Below are 16,489 nucleotides of genomic sequence, written 5' to 3' on the forward strand. Positions count from 1 at the left end.
TCAACGCCTTCGACCTCGCTTTCGAAGGACGCCTCACCGCAGGCCGCAACTGACCTTCACCAACATCGAGTTACACCGTTTTCTTGACAGTCCCGACGATTCGACAGGTATGTCCGGTGAGCTGCTCACGGTGGGCGGCGTGGCGGGGGTCGATGGCACTGAGGTTCGGGCTGGGGATGGGGAAGCAGATGCGCTCTTGGACGGTGCCACGGACGTCTTGGTAGGTGCCGGGGCTGAACCGCCGCACAAGATGTAGGAGCCGGTCCGCCCCCAGGTGCAGGTGTGCACGGTCGCACCCTTGTCGGTGCGGAGCGTGGCGGTGTCACCGGTGTTGTTCCATACGTAGTTCCCGGACTGCCAATAGCGGTGTCCATTCGGGCGGCCGTCGGTTCCTCGCCCGGTGTGGACGATCCGGGAGTGCCCGGCAGGGAGGGTGCCGGACAGTTTGTAGGTGTGGCCGCTTTTGTCGCGGATGGTCCACCCGGTGAGCGTGACCGTGGTCGTGCCGCGGTTGGTGACCTGCACGTATTCGGCGTTCAGGCTCGCATTGGTGCGGGTGTCGGTGCCCGGCGAGTTGTAGTAGAGCTTGGTGAAGCGAACGTTGGGCACAGCACTGGTTGCTGCGGATGCCATGGTGATGCCGGCTGCGGTGACTGCCAGGGTGGCGGTGATGATGGCGATCCACCGCCACCGCTTCCGGGAGGCGGGTGTGGACGGTGTGGGCATCCGGCCATGTTTGCAGCCCAGCGAGGCGGGCGCAGTGCCGCGAATGGGTGGTGGTGAATGGCCGTCCGGTCACCGGAACTGTCTAGTCCCGTCGCCGCTCAGATTCCCAGGGCTTCTTCGTAATCGTTGAGTGCGTCCGCATCGCGGTGGCCGGCGGTGAGGAGAACAGCTCGATCGGTCAGTGCGCTGATGAGCGCCGGACGGCCGGGTCCGGGGGAGTGGGCGAGGAGGCGGCGGGCGGCCTCGACGCTGTCGTCGAAGGCAGGCAGAGACGGTTCGAGGAACCGGTAGCCGTGATGCCACAGCCAGTAGACGCCGGTGCGGATGGCCAGGCGGCGCCGCAGAGTGGCGTGTTCGGGCAGGCCGGATTCCCGGCGGGCCTTGCCGAGCAGGGTGCCGGGCTGGTCGTCGGCCGGCGCGTCGCAACGGGTGATTCCGGATTCGGCGAAGTAGCGTTCCCGCAGATCGGGTGACCATTCGGCGGGGCAAACACCGAGGGCGGGGCGTGACTTGCCGATGGTGTGCGGCTCGGCGTCACGGGCCTGCACAGCCAGGAGTACGCCGGCCTGGGTGAACTGGGATCCGCCCCAGCTCACGGTCTCCGTGGTGGCGGCCATCCGGCGGAGCAGGCCGAGTGCTTCCCGCCGGTCGGCGTCGGCGTCGGCGGCGCGGCCGGCCCGGTCGAGTAGATGCGCATGCCAGATCAGCGTGTGGAAGACACGGCTCGGAGGTGTCCGGTCGATCGCGAGGTCGGCCCGGTCCTCGTCGAGGACCGTACTCAGCGTGGTGATCGCGGCGCCGGTGTCGCCGGCGGCGTCCTGTTCGGCGGTCAGGCTCAGACGCTCCCCGGTGTACCTGGCCCAGCTGTTCTTGCCCATAGCGAGGTCGAGGAGTTCGGTGAGGGCGGCCGCCGCTTCGGTGTGCCCGCCTTCCTCGGCCAGCCCGCAGGCCCAGGTCCGCAGGCTCCAATCGATCCAGCCGCTACTCTCCCCGGCAGCGAAAGCGAGGCGGCTCGCCGCGGCCATCTCTGCACGGACCGCGAGTCCTTCAGCGCGCCGGCCCAGCTCGTACAGAGTCCTTTGATAGGAGCCCAGGACGTCTGCGATGAGGTCACCGCGCCGACGTTCGCCGGGTGGTACGGCGCGGGCGGCGGCGCTCGCTTCCTCCAGGAGCGGCAGCCGGGCTTGCGGCGGGCAAGGCCGGCCGGCCGGGTAACTGAGCGAAACCAGCGCCTTCGCCAAGCGGGCCTGGTAGGAGCGGGGATCGGTCCGGGTCAGGATCCGATACGCCTTGACCTTGTCGTACGGGCTGGGCGCCGATGATCCGATCAGGATGGTGCGTGCCCAAGTCTCGAGTTCGTAGTCCACGGTGTCCTGGCCGCCAGTGGTCACCCGTTCTCCCTCCGCTGTTGTGCCTGGCGAGCCTAGAACGAAGAAACCGCAGGTCAACACGGCTATTTGCCCGAATGACCGATGGTGATGTGCACGGTATGCTTTTGACAGCACCAACCTCGCCGCCGAGCCGGAGACGGACCTGGTCGGCGCGTGATCCACGAGGCGGAGGTGCCGTACAGCACCCCCGCCTCCAGGATTGTCAGGACCAGACGCCGGCGATCGGCTCCGACTTGTAGATCTGGATGACTTGATTGGTGTCTCTGTCGATCAGCCAGACCCGTGCACGAACGCTGTCCGCTCCCTGCGTGTTCTCATTGAGGGCGCTGCCCGGCACCTCGATCTCGAAGTCACCGCTGAGCCCCGACTCAGCCGAGGCCCCCAGCCCGACCAGCGGAATGGTGAACAGGACCCGGTCGTTGCGGGTGATGGCGGCGACGACGAACGGGTCCCCGGGGTCGTCGATGTACTCCTGGGCTTGGGCCAGGGTCAGGCCGTGCACGTCGATGCCGACGTGCACGACGTATCGGTTGTTGCCCACCCCGTTGATCCACAGGCACATGTAGGCCTTCGGCGTCTGATTCTGCTGGTTGCAGATCGAGGCGGCCTGTGCCGGAGTGGCCATCGGGCCGAGTACGACGCCCAGCCCCACGACGACCGCCGTCAGCCAGGATTTCACTTTTCTCACTCTGATCATCGGTTCTCCCACGAGGTATCGGTGCGCTGGTAAGCCTCGTCGTCGGCCGGGCACCGTGCCGTGGTGCTGACCCGCCGCTGTGGGAGGGATATCCCTACCGGCTCAGCGGCAGCGTTACCGTGACAGTCGTCCCCCCGGCCCGGAGGGCTGCCCAGACTCCAGGTCCCGCCCGCTGCGACGACCCGGCCGCGGAACCCGGTCCGTTTCGCACCGCCCACGCCGTCGTCGCGCACCCGTAGCCGCAGACCGCCGTCCTCTTCGGTGACGGTCACCGACATATAGGTGGCCTCGGCGTGCTTGAGGCATTGGTGATCGACTCACAGGCGACAAAGGTCGCCGTCAGGTCTACCGTCCCCGGCCGGCGGCTCGCCTCCAGCAGAACCGGCAGCGGAAAGCGCCCGGCGACGGACCCGAGCCCGCGTCGAGCCCCATGTCGTTCAGCACTGCGCGAATCTCACGGCTACCTATGCGGGAACGCCGCCTTTCCGCGAGCTCGTTCCACGCAAATGCCGCAGATTGAGCTCGCACCGTCCATATGCCGGACACCGCATGTCCAGCGGTAGCAGGGCCGCTGTGCTCTCGCTCGGCCTCTGGGGCACCGCTGCCTGAGCAACTGCGAACAGGGCATAGCAGGAGCGTGCTGAACCTGTGACCCGTTGCCGATGTTCACCACTTCGAGGGTTCGCGACGGCTCCGTACGGTAGATCCATGCTCCGACAGCGGGGTTGCCTGGTCCGCCGGGTCGGAGAGTCTGGCCTCTTCGTGCGTCGGGGGTGGTCGGGTGCCGAGGGGATCGGTGACGTTGCAGCATGCAGCAGTGCTGGGCCGTAGCCTCTGCTCGGCGCCGGCTGTGGTGGAGCCGGCGTGACGGCGCCGGCGGCCGTGATTTTCCTCGGGGGAGGGGATTACCGGTGCAACCTGGGAACCTAGAGGTCGATGTCGAGGTGCTGCGCGGTGTCGGCCGCAACATGGCGGACGTCGCCGCGACGTTGCGCGAGAACGTGACGGCCGCCTGCCTGATCCAGGATGGCCACCCTGAACCTGACCCCAGAAGCTCAGTAGTTCGGTGTCCGGCGGGCCTCTTCCAATGTTCGTCTGATGAGGGCATCGCGGTCAGCTTGTTCCTGCTGCGCGGAGGGTGGAGTAGGGGATTCAGCTGGGACCACCCGATGATGCTCAGATACCCGGAGCCCATAACCGCATCTGGACGTGGATTTGATGATGAGCGGCGCGGTGATCGGTTCGGGCCAGACGATGATGTGGAGTCGCACGGCAGAGTTGTCGACGACCTGGTCGTATTGTTGATCACGACCGAACGCGTGCAGTCGGAGACGGTACGAGCCCGGGCCGGACGTGCTCAGTATCGGAGGGGGCGGCGGTTCAGCGCCGGTTGAGTAGTGCAGTTGCGCAAGTGTCAGCATTCCTCCCGGTACGTCGACGCTTACTTCCGCGATGTCATCCCACTCGGTGGTAGCACCCCACTGATGATCGGCTTCTAGCGGAGGCCGTTCATCGCAGACAGCAGCGCTGACGGTCACTGTGCCGCTCTGGATACCCGCGTCGATGAGGAGTGCGGTCGGCATGGTTCCGGCGATGCCGCTACTCCAGTCGAGCAGGTCATAGCGTGGCGATGCTTCGCTTGCATCCCCGACCAGGAAGCAGTGATCCTGCACGACTACCTGCATGGTGGCGACCATGCCCGTCTCCCATCGTCAAACATGCGCTGCTGCGGACCATTGACCGATGGTCCGCAGCAGCTTGCTGTGTCAGTTCGAGGATAGGTTGTTGGCTCAGCTACTGATATCGACCAGGTACGGGTCTCCGGCCAGCACGCGGTAGTCGTAGTAGAAGGCCGCCATCAACGCACCCTGCGCATTGTTCTGGCTTGCCGTGATCATGCAGGCACTCGCACCACTAGCGCCGGTGACGTTCGTCGGCGCGGAAATATTGCAGCCCGGGAAAGTCCGCAGCGTTCCGCCGAAGGCAAGGCCTTCGTACGTTGACGCCAGCGGGTACTCGTCGCAACTCTTTCCCGTGATACTCGGTGCGCCGCCGCAGGCTCTGCTCCGGTTGAGATCGACCGTGGCGGCCGTTTCATTCCTGTGCAGTGGTGCGTCGAAGCCGTGCCCGGGGAGTCCCGAGGCCTGGGCGCGGGCCACGTGAGAAGCCAGTTCGGGATAGCTTCCCTGGCTGTAGAACACCGTGGCCGGGAACCAGAACACCACACAGCCGACCCGACGCGGCCGGAAGCCGTTGGCGCCAGTGGCGTTGTCACAGGCGATCTCTTGCATGTCGAAGGATGCCGACGCCGCCGGGTGAGCAGGAGTGGTGAAGGTGACTTGCCAACTGGTCGTGCAGGATCCGAGTGCGCCTACCGCTGTCGCGGTGGTCTCCGCTCCGGCAGTTCCGGTCCGCATCACGTTGTTGATCGGGCTGATCAACTGAGGGGTGAACTGGGGCGCGCCCAGTGTATGGCAGTCACCGTCCACCCCGAAGGTAGCCGAGATTGTCGCTCCGGCGGCGGCGCCCCAGCCCGAATAGGGCGCGATTCCGATCTGGTGCTGCCAGTTGGGAAGGTCAACGGCGGAGAACGTGTAGTTGAACACGTTCATCGAGACCTCACCGGTGATGGTGGTCACCCCGTTGACGGTCTGACGCGTCGTGTAGATCAACCCGCCGCCTTCGCACGCTTCCGTCCGAGAAGCGGAAACCGGCGTTCCGGGGCTGTCGGCGCACCACTGCGGAAAGGGAATCACTGAAGCCGCACTCAGTTGAGGCGCTACAGCACGAGCCTCAGGCTTGATCGGTCTCACGCAAACCGAGACTTTCCCGGTTGTACAGGTTTCCTCCGCCATCAACGACGGCGAGACGGTGACGGAATGCCGGGTGTAATCCGGAACGCTGGCTGGCTTGGTAGCAATGCCCGTGCTGCCCGAGTTCGCAGGCGGCGTGGGCACCACCGGTTCGGCCGAGGCGCCGGTAGGTGCCATGACGATGATCGCGGCAGTCATGGCTGCGGCGCTCAGGACGCGCAGTCCTCTGCTCGTACGCAATGCGGATCTCCCTCACGGTCGATGGGGCGTTCGTTGCGAGCACCAGGATCCGACCACAGCCTCACCGAATACATCGACCCCTATCACTTCATGTCATGAGATTGACCCAGGTGGGTGGCAGTGCCGTAATCGGAGATTGCGAGGCCAGTGCGCCAGCCGTGGTGAATCAATCCCGGCTTCTGGTGACTTAGATCACGCATGCGGCTACCGATTGTGACCGGTGACGGGTGCTGCTTGGGCCGGCGAGCAGCAGGTTGGGTGCGCAACGGTGGGTATGGGCCGCAGCCCGGATCCTGCTGGAAGCTGTTTCTCAACATCGCCGTGGCGCACCGGGCCGAGGCGAGCCGGTGACCGGGAAAGGCGTGGATCGAGGACAGAAGCCGTGACAGCGGCTCAGGGGGCTCGTATGAAGAGGGTGTGTCAGCCAATGGCTACGTGATCAGCACGGGCCCGGACGGCCGACTGGTCGGGATGACCCCGGACGGCCTGGGTGCCGTGATGCTGGCCGCGGCAGCGAGCCCGCGGATGGTGCTGCACGTCCACGGTGGCCTGGTCGACGAGAATGCCGGGCTGCGGATCGCGGAGAGCCTGACCCCGGTCTATCGCGGGGCGGGCGCCTACCCGGTGTTCGTCGTGTGGCGGGCCGGCCTCGGAGAGATCGTGCGGAACAACCTGGTCGAGATCGCCCGGGAGGAGATCTTCGAGCGGTTGACGAGCCGGGTGCTCAGCTGGTCGGTCGGCTGGCTGCGCGGCCGGGCCGAGGGTAGCCGGTCCAGTGGCGCGAGTCGGCCCACCGAGCCGGAGCTCGCCGAGCATCTGGCCGCCCGGCGGCGGTTCGACGACCCGGACCAGGGCGAGGAGCCGTTCGCCGATGAGGAGCCATTCCCCGGCGAGCAGATCACCGCCGCCGAGCAGAGCGCCTTCCTGACCGAGCTGGAGACCGACCCCTACCTGACCCAGTGGGTGACTACAGTGGCGCCCCGCGCCGAGGCGGGCGCCCGTGGCGGCATCGATCCGGGCACCGGGGTACCCACACGGATGGACACCGAGGTGCTGGCCGAGATCACTCCGGACGACCCGGACGGCGCCCGCGGCGGCGGGGTGGTGACCGTCTACCTCGCCCGCAAGGCGCTGCAGGTGCTCCGCGCGGTGATCGGCCGGTTCCGGGACCGGACCGACAGCGGGCTCTACCCGACGGTCGTCGAGGAGATGCTGCGGGTGTTCTATCTCGGCGCTGTCGGCGCGGTGCTCTGGTCGACGATGAAGAAGGAGACCGAGGACGCCTTCCGGCCGGGCGACGACCGGGCCGGCACGCTGCTGCTCAGCCACCTGGCCGCCGCGCACGACGCCGGGACGCTCGGCCGGGTCACGCTGGTCGGCCACTCCACCGGGGCGGTCTATCTGGACAACCTGCTGCTCGCCGCGGACCGCGGCCGGTTCCAGGTGTGCTATCTGGCGCCCGCCTGCACCACCGAGCACTTCGCCCGGACGCTGGACGCCGCGACCGACCGGATCGGGCGGTTCCGGATGTTCACCATGACCGACGAGGCCGAGCGCGCCGACCGGCTGGCCGGCGCCGTCTACCCACGGTCGCTGCTCTACCTGGTGTCCGGTCTACTGGAACGCGATCGTGGCGCATCCGCCGTGGTGCCGGTCCTGGGTCTGGCCCGCTATCTCACGCCCGGCGGCTCGGCCGCGTTCCGGCTCGACTCGGTTCACCCGTACACCGCGGGTCCTGATCGTTTGATCTTGTCGCCGACCGGAGCACAGGCGCTCGCCGGCGCGCGCTCCACAGCCGTCCGGCACGGCGACTTCGACGACGACGCGCTGGTCCGGGACAGCCTCGCCCATCTGGTGAGGTCGTGGTGACCGTCAACCCGCTGCACTTCGCGCTGGCCGTCGGGATCAGCCGCTATCCGGGCGGCTACCGGGAGCTGCAGGGGCCGGTCCAGGACGCGACGGCGTTCGTCAGGTGGCTGCGCAACCCGGACGGCGGCGGTGTCCCCGACGGCAACATCGAGGCCTTCCTCAGCCCAGCCGGCGAGGACATGACGCTACGTGACGCCCGGCCCGCCAAACAGGCGATCGACCAGGCACTGTGGGACCTGCGGCGCAGAGCGCTCGCCGCAGTCGCCGCCCTGCCAGAGCACGAGCGCGCCGCCGCCCGCGCCTCCAGCCGGCTCTACATCTTCGTCGCCGGTCACGGGATCATGCCGGGCGACGGCGAGACGGCCCTGCTGGACGCCCGGGCCGAACCGGATCGGCGCACCAACCTGGAGCTCAGCGCCTACGCGACCTGGTTCCGGCGCGACGGCGCCTTCGCCGAGGTTTGCGTGTTCGCCGACTGCTGCCGCAACTTCGAGCTGCTCGCTGTCGCCGGCGGACCGGACTTCGACAAGCCGGCCAGGCTCGGCGGCCCGGTGGTCGTGCTGATGGGCTGGGCCACCACCGATGGCGCGCTCGCTTTCGAGGACGACGGCAGGGGCTACTTCAGCCGGGCGCTGATCGACGGGCTGGAAGGCAACGCCGCCGACGAGAGCGGCCGGGTCACCGCCGCCTCACTGCACGGCTACCTGAGCACACGTGTCGCGGCGCTCACCGCCGGGCGGCCACGCCACCAGCAGCAGGCCGTCCGGATGCCGGTGGAGCAACCGATGGTCTTCGGCCCGGTGCACACCCCCGGACCGTTCCGGCCAGGCAGTCCGCCGCCGGGTCCAGGACGCAGACCCCGTCGCGTACGGATCACCTTCCCGCAGGGGTTCGACGACGAGGTGGAGCTCGTCGGACCGTCCGACATGACGCCGTTCTGGGACGCCTCCGCCGGACCCTGGACGATCTGGCTGCACGACGGGCTGTGGACGGTCCAGCGCGCCAAGACGGCGGTGGACACCAGCGTCTTCCGCGATCATGGCACGTTCACGGTGGCTGGGAAGGACCTCGATGTCGCCCTCGGTCAGTGAGCAGTTCGGCACCCTGGAGGTGCAAGCCGCCGGCGCGCGCATCGAGGTCGTTGACCCCTGGTTGCGGACGGTTCCAGGCAGCGGCGGCCGGGATCGGCTGGAGTTGAGCGTCCCCCGGGGGGCCTACCGGGTGACCGCACATCTGGCCGGCAGCAGTAACTCCGAGGTCGTCGTGGTGCGGCCGGGCATGTCCAGCCGGGTCGAACTGCCGGTGCGCTTCGATGCGGCGGCGCCGGTGGCCGGCACCGGCACCGTCAACGAGTCGCACCAGGGCCTGGCGTCGCAGTTGACCTCGACTCCGGTTCGGGCTGACGCCCGGCTGGTGGTGATCCTGCGCGGTCTGCGCGACCGGGAGATGGCGCCGCTGCCGTCGGTTCCGTTTGCCCTGATCAGGCCGTTCGCTGGACCGCAGCTGCCGACCGAGAGAGTTCCGGAGGGCCACCTGCCGGTCCGTGCCGTCGGATGGCGGGTTGATCGGGAATCGGGTGGAGTTCTGCTGCGCTGGGAGCTGGGGCACGGCCGGCAGGTGGAACACGCGGTGTGGCTGTGCAACGGCTGGCAGACCATCGTGTTCGTGCCGCAGGGACCGCACGGGCCGTACCTGCCCGGCATGTCGATCCACATGATCCGTGCCGGCCAGGCCTGGGATCCGAACGGGCCGGGCGCGCTGCTTCTAGAGGCGGCGCTGGCCGACCTGCGCGCCGGTTCTACCGTGGAGCCGCCGGTCGAGAGGCCGTACGACAATCCCATGCGAACCCTGGTGACGTACGCGGCCCGGCTGCGCGCCGGCGAGCGCGATTCGCGGATCTTCGGTGTCACGGAATTGCTGTGGCAGATGCTGGGCAGGCACGCTGACGTCGAGGCCCTGGCGCTGGCCGGCGTCGGCCATCCGATGTCCAAGGACGAGCCGCTGTGGCCGCCGATGTTGGCTGCCTCGCTCGATCTCGTGCTGGGCAGCTCACTGCACGCGCAGGTCGCCGGGCCGGGAAGCGTCTGGGAGGACGTGTCCGGTCAGCGATACGGGAGCAGCCCGTGGCTGTTGTGGAACCCGGTCGGCCTGAATCTCGAGGGCTCCGCGCTGTCCGGTGGGTTCGAGCACCCGCCGGGCGTGCCGGGTCCGTCGGCGCCCGCCGTGGCACGGGTGGGGAACCTGCTGACCGACGTCGCTGGCGTGCTAAAGGTGTCGCCAGCCGAGGCGGGGGCGCGGCTCGGTGCAGCGGAGATCGCCCGGCGTACCGGGATGACCCAGGACCTGGTCGCCCGCTGCCTGGCCATTCTGACCTGAGCGAGGTGACGGCATGGCGCTCGGCACGTGCCCATCGCCGGCTTCACCGGGCAGATGTGTCATGCGGAGGCGGTCGCCGGTGGGGTGTACCGGCTGCGCAGCGAGTTCCCCGACGACGTGCTCCAGCGGCTGCGGCTGCGCTCCACCGGCGACGGCGCTGTGACTCTCAACCTCTGGGACACCGCTGGCTGAGCAACTACGAACAGGGCATAGCAGGAGCGTGCTGAACCTGTGACCCGCTGCCGGTGTTCACCACATTGAGGGTTCGCGGTGGCTCCGTACGGTAGATCGATCTTCCGACAGCGGGGTTGCCTGGCTTGTTGAGGTCGGAGACCCTGGCCTCTTCGTGTGTCGGAGGTGGCCGGATGCCGAGGGGATCGGTGACGTCGCAGCATGCAGCAGTGCTGAGCCGTTGCCTCCGCTCGGCGCCGGCTGTGGTGGAGTCGGACGTGACAGTGCCGACGGCCGTGAGATTCCTCGGGGGAGGGGATTACCGGTGCAACCTGGAAACCTAGAGGTCGATGTCGAGGTGCTGCGCGGTGTCGGCCGCAGCATCGCGGACGTCGCTGCGACGTTGCGGGAGAACGTGACGGCTGCCGGCAGTGGTCTGGCGCCGGCCGCACGGCCGGGCTCCGCCGCGGGCGCTGCCGCCCAGGAAGCTCAGCAGGTGTGGATGGCCGCGATGCAGGGACTCTCCGGCCGGGTCGAGGAGTACGGCAACAGTCTGACCACCGCCGCCCAGAACTATCGGGCCACCGATGAGGCGAACGCCGACGGGCTGCGGCGCAGCGGGGCGGGGACCGGGCGATGAGTGGCCTGACGTTGCAGGATGTACTCGACTTCGACGCCGGGCCGTGGCACGCATCCGCCGATGTCTGGGCTCGGCTGGCCAAGGGCATCGACGAGCGGGCGGAGGACCTGGTCCGGCACACCCGCGAACTCGAAGCGGCGTGGCCGCAGGGCCGTGGCTCCAGCACGGCGCTGGAGAAGGGGGCCAAGCTGCGGGCGGAGGTGGACAACACCTATCTGCCGGCCAAGCGTCTCGCCGACGCTTTCGAGCAGCATGCGTACGCGATGACGGGCTACCGGAGCCAGGCGGAGCAGATCGTCGCGTCGGCGCGGCAGGCCGGGTACACCGTCGACACGGCGACCGTGTCGATCACGGCGCCCGCGTCGGCGTACATGGGTGGAAATCTGGACCGCACCGGCCGGGAAACCGGCGCGCTGCTCAACGACTTGCGGCTGGTGGTGGATTACGCCCGGTCGCAGGATGACACGACGGCCGCGACCATCAAGGACAACGTGCCGTCGGCGCAGAACGGTTTCGGGACCACCCCGCCGAGCAAGATCGCCCGGGCTCAGGAGCTGGCGAACAAGATCAAGGATCCGGCGTACGACCCGACGGCGGCTGAACTCGACGAGCTGCGGACTCTGGTGCAGGTTTACGGCAAGGATCCGGCGTTCGCGCACGACGTACTCACCGGCCTTGGCCCGACGGGTCTTCTGGAGTTGTCGGGCAGGCTGGCGACGTTGCAGCTCGACCGGCCGGGCAAGGACGCCGACGACCTGCTGTTCAGCCGGAACACCGCCGACGTGGTGGGGGACTTGCAGAACGGTCTCGGGATGATGTTGAGCACCGCGACCACGCAGACCGGCACCACGACAGGTCTGCGCGGCGAGACCTACGTTCCCGGCCAGTACGAGCTGTCGAGCCAGTGGGTGAGCGACCTGATGGCCGCCGGCCGCGGCACGATGGACATCGTCGACCCCGACAGCCCGGCCCTGGCCGTGAACGATGTGTACGGCTACCAGCTGCTCGGCCCGCTGTTGCGGAACAACAGCTTCGACTCCTCGTTCCTGTCCACGGTCGGCGGTGACATCGTCGACTTCGAGATGGAGCAGGGCAAGGACGGCAACCTGTGGGCCGGGGCGCGTGGGGAGAACGTCCGCCTCGACTGGACCGTGGATCACGACGTCAACACGGCACCGGCCGGCTACGACCCGGTCAACTCGCTGATGAGTGCGCTGTCGCGGAACGGTGAGGCCACCCGGGACCTGCTCACCGGCGTCACCCACTACTCGCCGGACGGTCCTGACGGCGGTCGGCTGCCACGCCTGGACTATCTGCTGACCGACCGGGACTGGAACGTCACCCCGGACGTCCCCGGCGGGCCCGGCTGGGCGGCCGAGGTGTACAAGAACGGCGACGAGTTCCGCAACGGCTCGCTGGACAAGTTCGGCGTCGCCCTGGAACGCGCCGCCACCGACACCCCCGGCCCGCAGGCACGGCAACTCGTCGAGTCGATAATCTACGAGACCAGCGCCGACGAGCAGGCCAAGGGCTACGCCAACCGGGTCGACCCGGCCGTGGGCGGCGACACCGTCGAGTTCCGCAAGAACAATCTGATCCACCCGGAGCTGCGTGACTCGATGGGCAACATCGTGTCGGCGTACATCGCCGACGTGAACCACAACATCGCCGACAGCCGTACGGTGACCGACCAGACCCTCGACGTCAACCGCACCGACCTGACCCGGTTCCTGGCCGACATCGGCAAGGATGCGGGCGCCCACCAGACGGTCGCCAACGCCGAGGCGGTGTACGCCGCCGCCAAGTACGACGAGATCCTGTCCGGCCGGCAGAACCCGAACGACGACATCAACGGCAACCTGCGTTCGATGGAGGTCGTCTCCCGTAACTACGGCAGCGTGCTCGGCGCCATCGACTTCGGCGCCACCGAAGCGCAGCACGCGACCAGCGCCGACCTGGACGACAAGCACAACCAGAGCGTCGAGGACCGCTACAAGGTCATCGGCCCCCTGGTCGAAGGCACGATCGGCGCGGCGACCGCGAAGGTGCCCGGCCTCAGCGACCTGGCCAACGGCTTCGCCGGCAACATCCTGGAAGACCTCGAAAACAGTGCGAAGATCGACAACACCGGCCGGGCCGCGTACGACGTCGGCACCGCGCTCGGCGCCGGACGCAGCACCGCCGTCGACCTCACTGAGGTCGCGCTCTACAACAGCGGCAAACTCGACGGCCTGCCGGCCGGTCTGATCCAGGACGGCCACCCGAAACCGGTGAGCCAGTGGACCGACGAGAACTACCAGGACTGGCAGACCTACAAGGGCGGACTCGGCCAGAGCACGCTGGGTAGCGCCGCGGTCGATGCCGGAGACTCGTACCAGGGCGGCTACGAGTGGACCAGGAACACCCTGGGCGATTGGAAGAGCGAGGTATCGAAGTGAAGCGGCGCGTTGCGGCGGTCTTCGTCATCACGACGGCCCTGGTGGCGACGGGATGTACCGACTCCGACGAACCACCGAACGCGGGCACCTCCGCATCGAGCTCGCCGAGCGGTCCGGCGCCGTCGTCGATGACCTTCGAGGAGGCGTACGCGAAACTGCCGCTCGACGGGCCCGCGAACGCGCCGATCACCTGGGAGAAGACTCAGGAGCCGGAATCCGAGGAGGTTCTCGCCGCCCGGCGGAGCCTGGCGCTCTGGTACTGGGAACGCAGCTCGACCGACTGGACGGCGATCGTCCCGATCGGCCGGTTCCTGTTCACCGACCGCTTCTACCAGCAGTCCCTGGCCCCGTTCGCCGACGTCACCGACAACGAGAAACCGTCGAGCGGGCCGCTCTGGGTCAAGACGATGGGCGTGGAGAAGACCGGTTCGAACCAGGCCCGGGTGACCTTCTGCACCGACCGCGGCCACTGGCGCGATGCCGGCGTAACCCAGGTCCCCGAGAACCGGGCGAACCTCGAGTCCTACATCCTCAACTACGAGCAGACCGGCGACGGCGAACGCCGCTGGCTCACCGACAGGCTCATTGACAACGCGGTCGACCGCGAGGCGGAGTACGGCGCGGAGTGCACGAAATGGGCTCAGCACCAGCCCTGACGCCGTGCCCGGTGCTTCCCGATCGTCGGCCAGGACCAGGTCCGGGCAGGTTCGGGGCCGTCCGACCCTTGGCGGGTGACCCGGATGCGGCGCAGGACTGGGATGAACTGCGGGCTGTCGCCGCGATACCCGGCGGTCACGATCATCGAAAGGACCTTCTGGCCCTGTTCACATGCCAGATGCGTCTTGGTGGTCAGACCGCTGCGGGACCGGTCGAGTCCATGATTGGCGGGTTCGTCGTGCACGCCGCCGGGTGGTTCTTTCTGGAGGTGGCCGTCCGTGCGGGCGCCGGCGGCGTGCTGGTGGGCGCGGCTGGTCATCGAGTCCACGCTGACCGTCCAGGCGATCCGGCCCTCCGCGTCGCCGACGGCTTGGGGCGCGGCCAGGATCTTGTCCCAGATGCCGTCGCGCTGCCAGCGGTGGAACAGGCCGTAGACGGTCTGCCAGGGGCCGTACTCGGCCGGGACGTCACGCCATGGCGCGCCGATTCGGATCCGCCAGCGGATCCCGTCGATGAGCTGGCGTTTCTCCCACTTCGGCGGGCGACCCGTCGTCGACGCAGCAGGCAGCAACGGTGCGAGCCGCTGCCACTGAGCGTCGGTGAGGTCATGCCGCCTAGTCACCGCAAAGGTGGCCACGGGGTCTCCGGTATGAAGTTCTGGCTTGGTCGCTGAACCAGATACCGGAGACCTCTTCAGCTATCGATCACCGCCACGCCGTGACATCCATACCGGCAGCTCAACCTTTTTAAAACACGCCTTAATCGCCGTGTCCAGCCTGGCATGCTCCTGCGCCGAGATGACGGAGTAGCTGTTCAGCGCCACCGGCAGCGGGGACCCGGTGCGGTCGCCGAGCAGATCCGCGAGGATGCCCGGAGGGGGTCTGTCGCGAGGGCGTGCAGGGGCGAGTCCATCGTGGGCGGCGGTGAATCGCAACTGGCCGTGTGCCTCTATCGATGTGTTCTGCTGTCGACGATGGGCTCGACCGCGGCGACCATGTCCACCCGGCGTGATCGACGGTCAGGAACCGTTCACCAGGTATCCAGCCGGCGACCGAACTCCTCGTACGCCGTCCACTGCGGCCCCGTGCCACGCTGAGCGGGCCGGCTCAGGCGGTCGTGCCGCCGTCGGCCAGTAGGGTACTGCCGGTCATGAACGCCGACAGGTCCGAGGCGCAGAACAGCGCGACCCGGGCGATGTCGTCCGGGACGCCGGGCCGGCCGATCGGGCCGGTCATCATCAGCGCCATCTGGGCGAGTTGCTCGGCGGGAACGCCGGCGGCGGTCGCGGCGGCGATGTTGCCCTCCGTCGGGACGTGACTGGGCGCCACGCCGAGGACCCGGATGCCCAGCGGCGCCAGCTCCAGGGCCAGTTCCCGGGTGAGGCCGCGGACGGCGTGCTTGGAGGAGACGTAGGCGGCCAGGCCGGGCGCGCTGCCCCGGAACCCGGCGGTGGAAGCGATGTTGACGACGACGCCGCCACCGGTCATCCGCCGGGCGGCCTCGCGGGAGCCGACGAAGGTGCCGCGGGCGTTGACGTCGAGCACCTTGTCCCATAGGTCGTCGCTCATGTCGAGCAGCGGCACGCTGGGGAAGATACCGGCGTTGTTTACCCAGATCTCCAGGCCGCCCAGCTCAGTGACAGCGCGGTCGGCGACCGCGCTCACCGATGCGCTGTCGGTGACGTCGAGGGCGACCCCGGCAGTGCGTACGCCGTGTCGCTCGGCGATGTCTTCGGCGGCCTTGACGGCGAGGCCTTCGTCGATGTCGCCGATCACCACGTCGGCGCCGGCTTCGGCCAGGCGCAGGGCGATGGCCTTGCCGAGGCCGCGCGCTCCGCCGGTGACGACGGCACGGCGGCCGGTCAGGGAGATCAGATCGGTCAGAGACTTGCTGGAAACGTCAGCTGTGGACATGGGCCGAGGCTAGATCCCGAATCCGCAAATGGCAACACTGCGTAAACATTAATGAGTCCGCTAAGGTCCACATCTGATGACCGAACCGAACCGGCGTACCCGCGGCGTTCAGCGAGGCCCGCGCAGCATCCAGGTGATCGAGAGCGTCCGCGCCGCGACCCTGGCGGAGCTGTCGAGGACCGGGTTCGCCGGCCTCACCATCGACGCCGTGGCCAAGGCGGCCGGGGTGAGCCGCCCGACGATCTACCGGCGCTGGCCATCAAAGGCGGCGCTGCTGCAGGCGGTGGTTGAACCCCTGCTCGAAACCTACGACGCCGATCCTGACACCGGCTCGGTCGCCGGTGACCTGCTCGCGCTGATGATGCTGATCCGGGAGAACGCGGGCCGGCCCGAGGGCCACGCGATGATCACAGCGGCCACCACCGGCGCCGCTGAACTGCGCGATCTGGTGCGCACCGCGAACGCGCGCACCCTCGCCGGGGGGGGGCCCCCCCCGCCCCCCCCGGGGGGGCGCCGGGGGGGGCGCCCCCCCCCCCCCCGGGCGGGGCCCGCCCGAAG

General features: G+C 68.5%; 14 protein-coding genes and 1 pseudogene. 8 read left to right on the forward strand and 7 right to left on the reverse strand.

Annotated elements, in window-relative coordinates; translation table 11 throughout:
* Positions 1-33: 33 nt before the first annotated feature.
* From AB0E94_RS50910 to AB0E94_RS50930, 5 genes are all read right to left on the reverse strand, one after another.
* Positions 34-726, reverse strand: a complete 693-nt coding sequence (locus AB0E94_RS50910; protein ID WP_360343553.1) for a lamin tail domain-containing protein — start codon at positions 724-726, stop codon at positions 34-36.
* A gap of 98 nt (positions 727-824) precedes the next feature.
* Positions 825-2,117, reverse strand: a complete 1,293-nt coding sequence (locus AB0E94_RS50915; RefSeq protein ID WP_360343556.1) for a hypothetical protein — start codon at positions 2,115-2,117, stop codon at positions 825-827.
* A 202-nt stretch (positions 2,118-2,319) separates the two neighbouring features.
* Complete coding sequence (locus AB0E94_RS50920; protein WP_360343559.1) at positions 2,320-2,796, reverse strand: hypothetical protein; 477 nt, start codon at positions 2,794-2,796, stop codon at positions 2,320-2,322.
* Positions 2,797-3,869: 1,073 nt separating this feature from the next.
* On the reverse strand, positions 3,870-4,511 hold the full coding sequence (locus tag AB0E94_RS50925) for a hypothetical protein (RefSeq protein WP_360343562.1): 642 nt from the start codon (positions 4,509-4,511) through the stop codon (positions 3,870-3,872).
* 93 nt (positions 4,512-4,604) lie between these two features.
* Positions 4,605-5,825, reverse strand: a complete 1,221-nt coding sequence (locus tag AB0E94_RS50930) for a hypothetical protein (protein ID WP_360343565.1) — start codon at positions 5,823-5,825, stop codon at positions 4,605-4,607.
* 459 nt (positions 5,826-6,284) lie between these two features.
* Here AB0E94_RS50930 and AB0E94_RS50935 point away from each other — a divergent pair, with 459 nt between their 5' ends.
* The 7 genes from AB0E94_RS50935 (at position 6,285) to AB0E94_RS50965 (ending at position 14,017) form a co-directional block, all read left to right on the forward strand.
* Positions 6,285-7,736: a hypothetical protein gene (locus AB0E94_RS50935; RefSeq protein ID WP_360343568.1), complete on the forward strand. Its 1,452-nt coding sequence runs from the start codon at positions 6,285-6,287 to the stop codon at positions 7,734-7,736.
* Positions 7,730-8,827, forward strand: coding sequence for a caspase family protein (locus AB0E94_RS50940; protein WP_360343571.1), 1,098 nt, complete (start codon positions 7,730-7,732; stop codon positions 8,825-8,827). Before AB0E94_RS50935 ends, AB0E94_RS50940 begins: the two co-directional genes overlap by 7 nt.
* The gene (locus AB0E94_RS50945; protein ID WP_360343574.1) at positions 8,808-10,112 is read left to right on the forward strand and encodes a hypothetical protein; all 1,305 of its coding nucleotides are present in this window, start codon (positions 8,808-8,810) and stop codon (positions 10,110-10,112) included. Before AB0E94_RS50940 ends, AB0E94_RS50945 begins: the two co-directional genes overlap by 20 nt.
* Before the next feature lie 27 nt (positions 10,113-10,139).
* Positions 10,140-10,304 (forward strand): hypothetical protein, encoded by a 165-nt coding sequence (locus AB0E94_RS50950; RefSeq protein WP_360343577.1) that lies wholly within the window; start codon positions 10,140-10,142, stop codon positions 10,302-10,304.
* Positions 10,305-10,608: 304 nt separating this feature from the next.
* A complete protein-coding gene (locus AB0E94_RS50955; RefSeq protein WP_360343580.1) occupies positions 10,609-10,923 on the forward strand; it encodes a type VII secretion target in 315 nt (104 codons plus the stop codon).
* Complete coding sequence (locus tag AB0E94_RS50960; RefSeq protein ID WP_360343583.1) at positions 10,920-13,361, forward strand: hypothetical protein; 2,442 nt, start codon at positions 10,920-10,922, stop codon at positions 13,359-13,361. Before AB0E94_RS50955 ends, AB0E94_RS50960 begins: the two co-directional genes overlap by 4 nt.
* Entirely contained in the window at positions 13,358-14,017 is a 660-nt protein-coding gene (locus AB0E94_RS50965) for a hypothetical protein (protein WP_360343592.1), read from the forward strand. Before AB0E94_RS50960 ends, AB0E94_RS50965 begins: the two co-directional genes overlap by 4 nt.
* Before the next feature lie 24 nt (positions 14,018-14,041).
* On the opposite strand, the pseudogene AB0E94_RS50970 reads toward AB0E94_RS50965, so the two are convergent.
* Both AB0E94_RS50970 and AB0E94_RS50975 read right to left on the reverse strand, forming a co-directional pair.
* Positions 14,042-14,655: pseudogene (locus AB0E94_RS50970) on the reverse strand (IS5 family transposase); the annotation flags it as partial.
* 469 nt (positions 14,656-15,124) lie between these two features.
* Positions 15,125-15,931 carry an SDR family NAD(P)-dependent oxidoreductase gene (locus AB0E94_RS50975; RefSeq protein ID WP_360343586.1) on the reverse strand — a complete coding sequence of 269 codons (807 nt, stop codon included), beginning with the start codon at positions 15,929-15,931 and terminating at the stop codon, positions 15,125-15,127.
* Positions 15,932-16,007: 76 nt separating this feature from the next.
* Here AB0E94_RS50975 and AB0E94_RS50980 point away from each other — a divergent pair.
* A partial coding sequence (locus AB0E94_RS50980; protein WP_360343589.1) for a helix-turn-helix domain-containing protein occupies positions 16,008-16,489 on the forward strand: 482 nt, incomplete at its 3' end.

This window comes from Actinoplanes sp. NPDC026670 (assembly GCF_040638175.1).
Taxonomy (GTDB): Bacteria; Actinomycetota; Actinomycetes; order Mycobacteriales; family Micromonosporaceae; genus Actinoplanes.

Coding starts and splice junctions, on each gene's coding strand:
- AB0E94_RS50910 (WP_360343553.1), bottom strand. CDS start 726: ATGCCCACACCGTCCACACCCGCCTCCCGGAAGCGGTGGCGGTGGATC.
- AB0E94_RS50925 (WP_360343562.1), bottom strand. CDS start 4,511: ATGGTCGCCACCATGCAGGTAGTCGTGCAGGATCACTGCTTCCTGGTC.
- AB0E94_RS50930 (WP_360343565.1), bottom strand. CDS start 5,825: ATGACTGCCGCGATCATCGTCATGGCACCTACCGGCGCCTCGGCCGAA.
- AB0E94_RS50945 (WP_360343574.1), top strand. CDS start 8,808: ATGTCGCCCTCGGTCAGTGAGCAGTTCGGCACCCTGGAGGTGCAAGCC.
- AB0E94_RS50960 (WP_360343583.1), top strand. CDS start 10,920: ATGAGTGGCCTGACGTTGCAGGATGTACTCGACTTCGACGCCGGGCCG.
- AB0E94_RS50975 (WP_360343586.1), bottom strand. CDS start 15,931: ATGTCCACAGCTGACGTTTCCAGCAAGTCTCTGACCGATCTGATCTCC.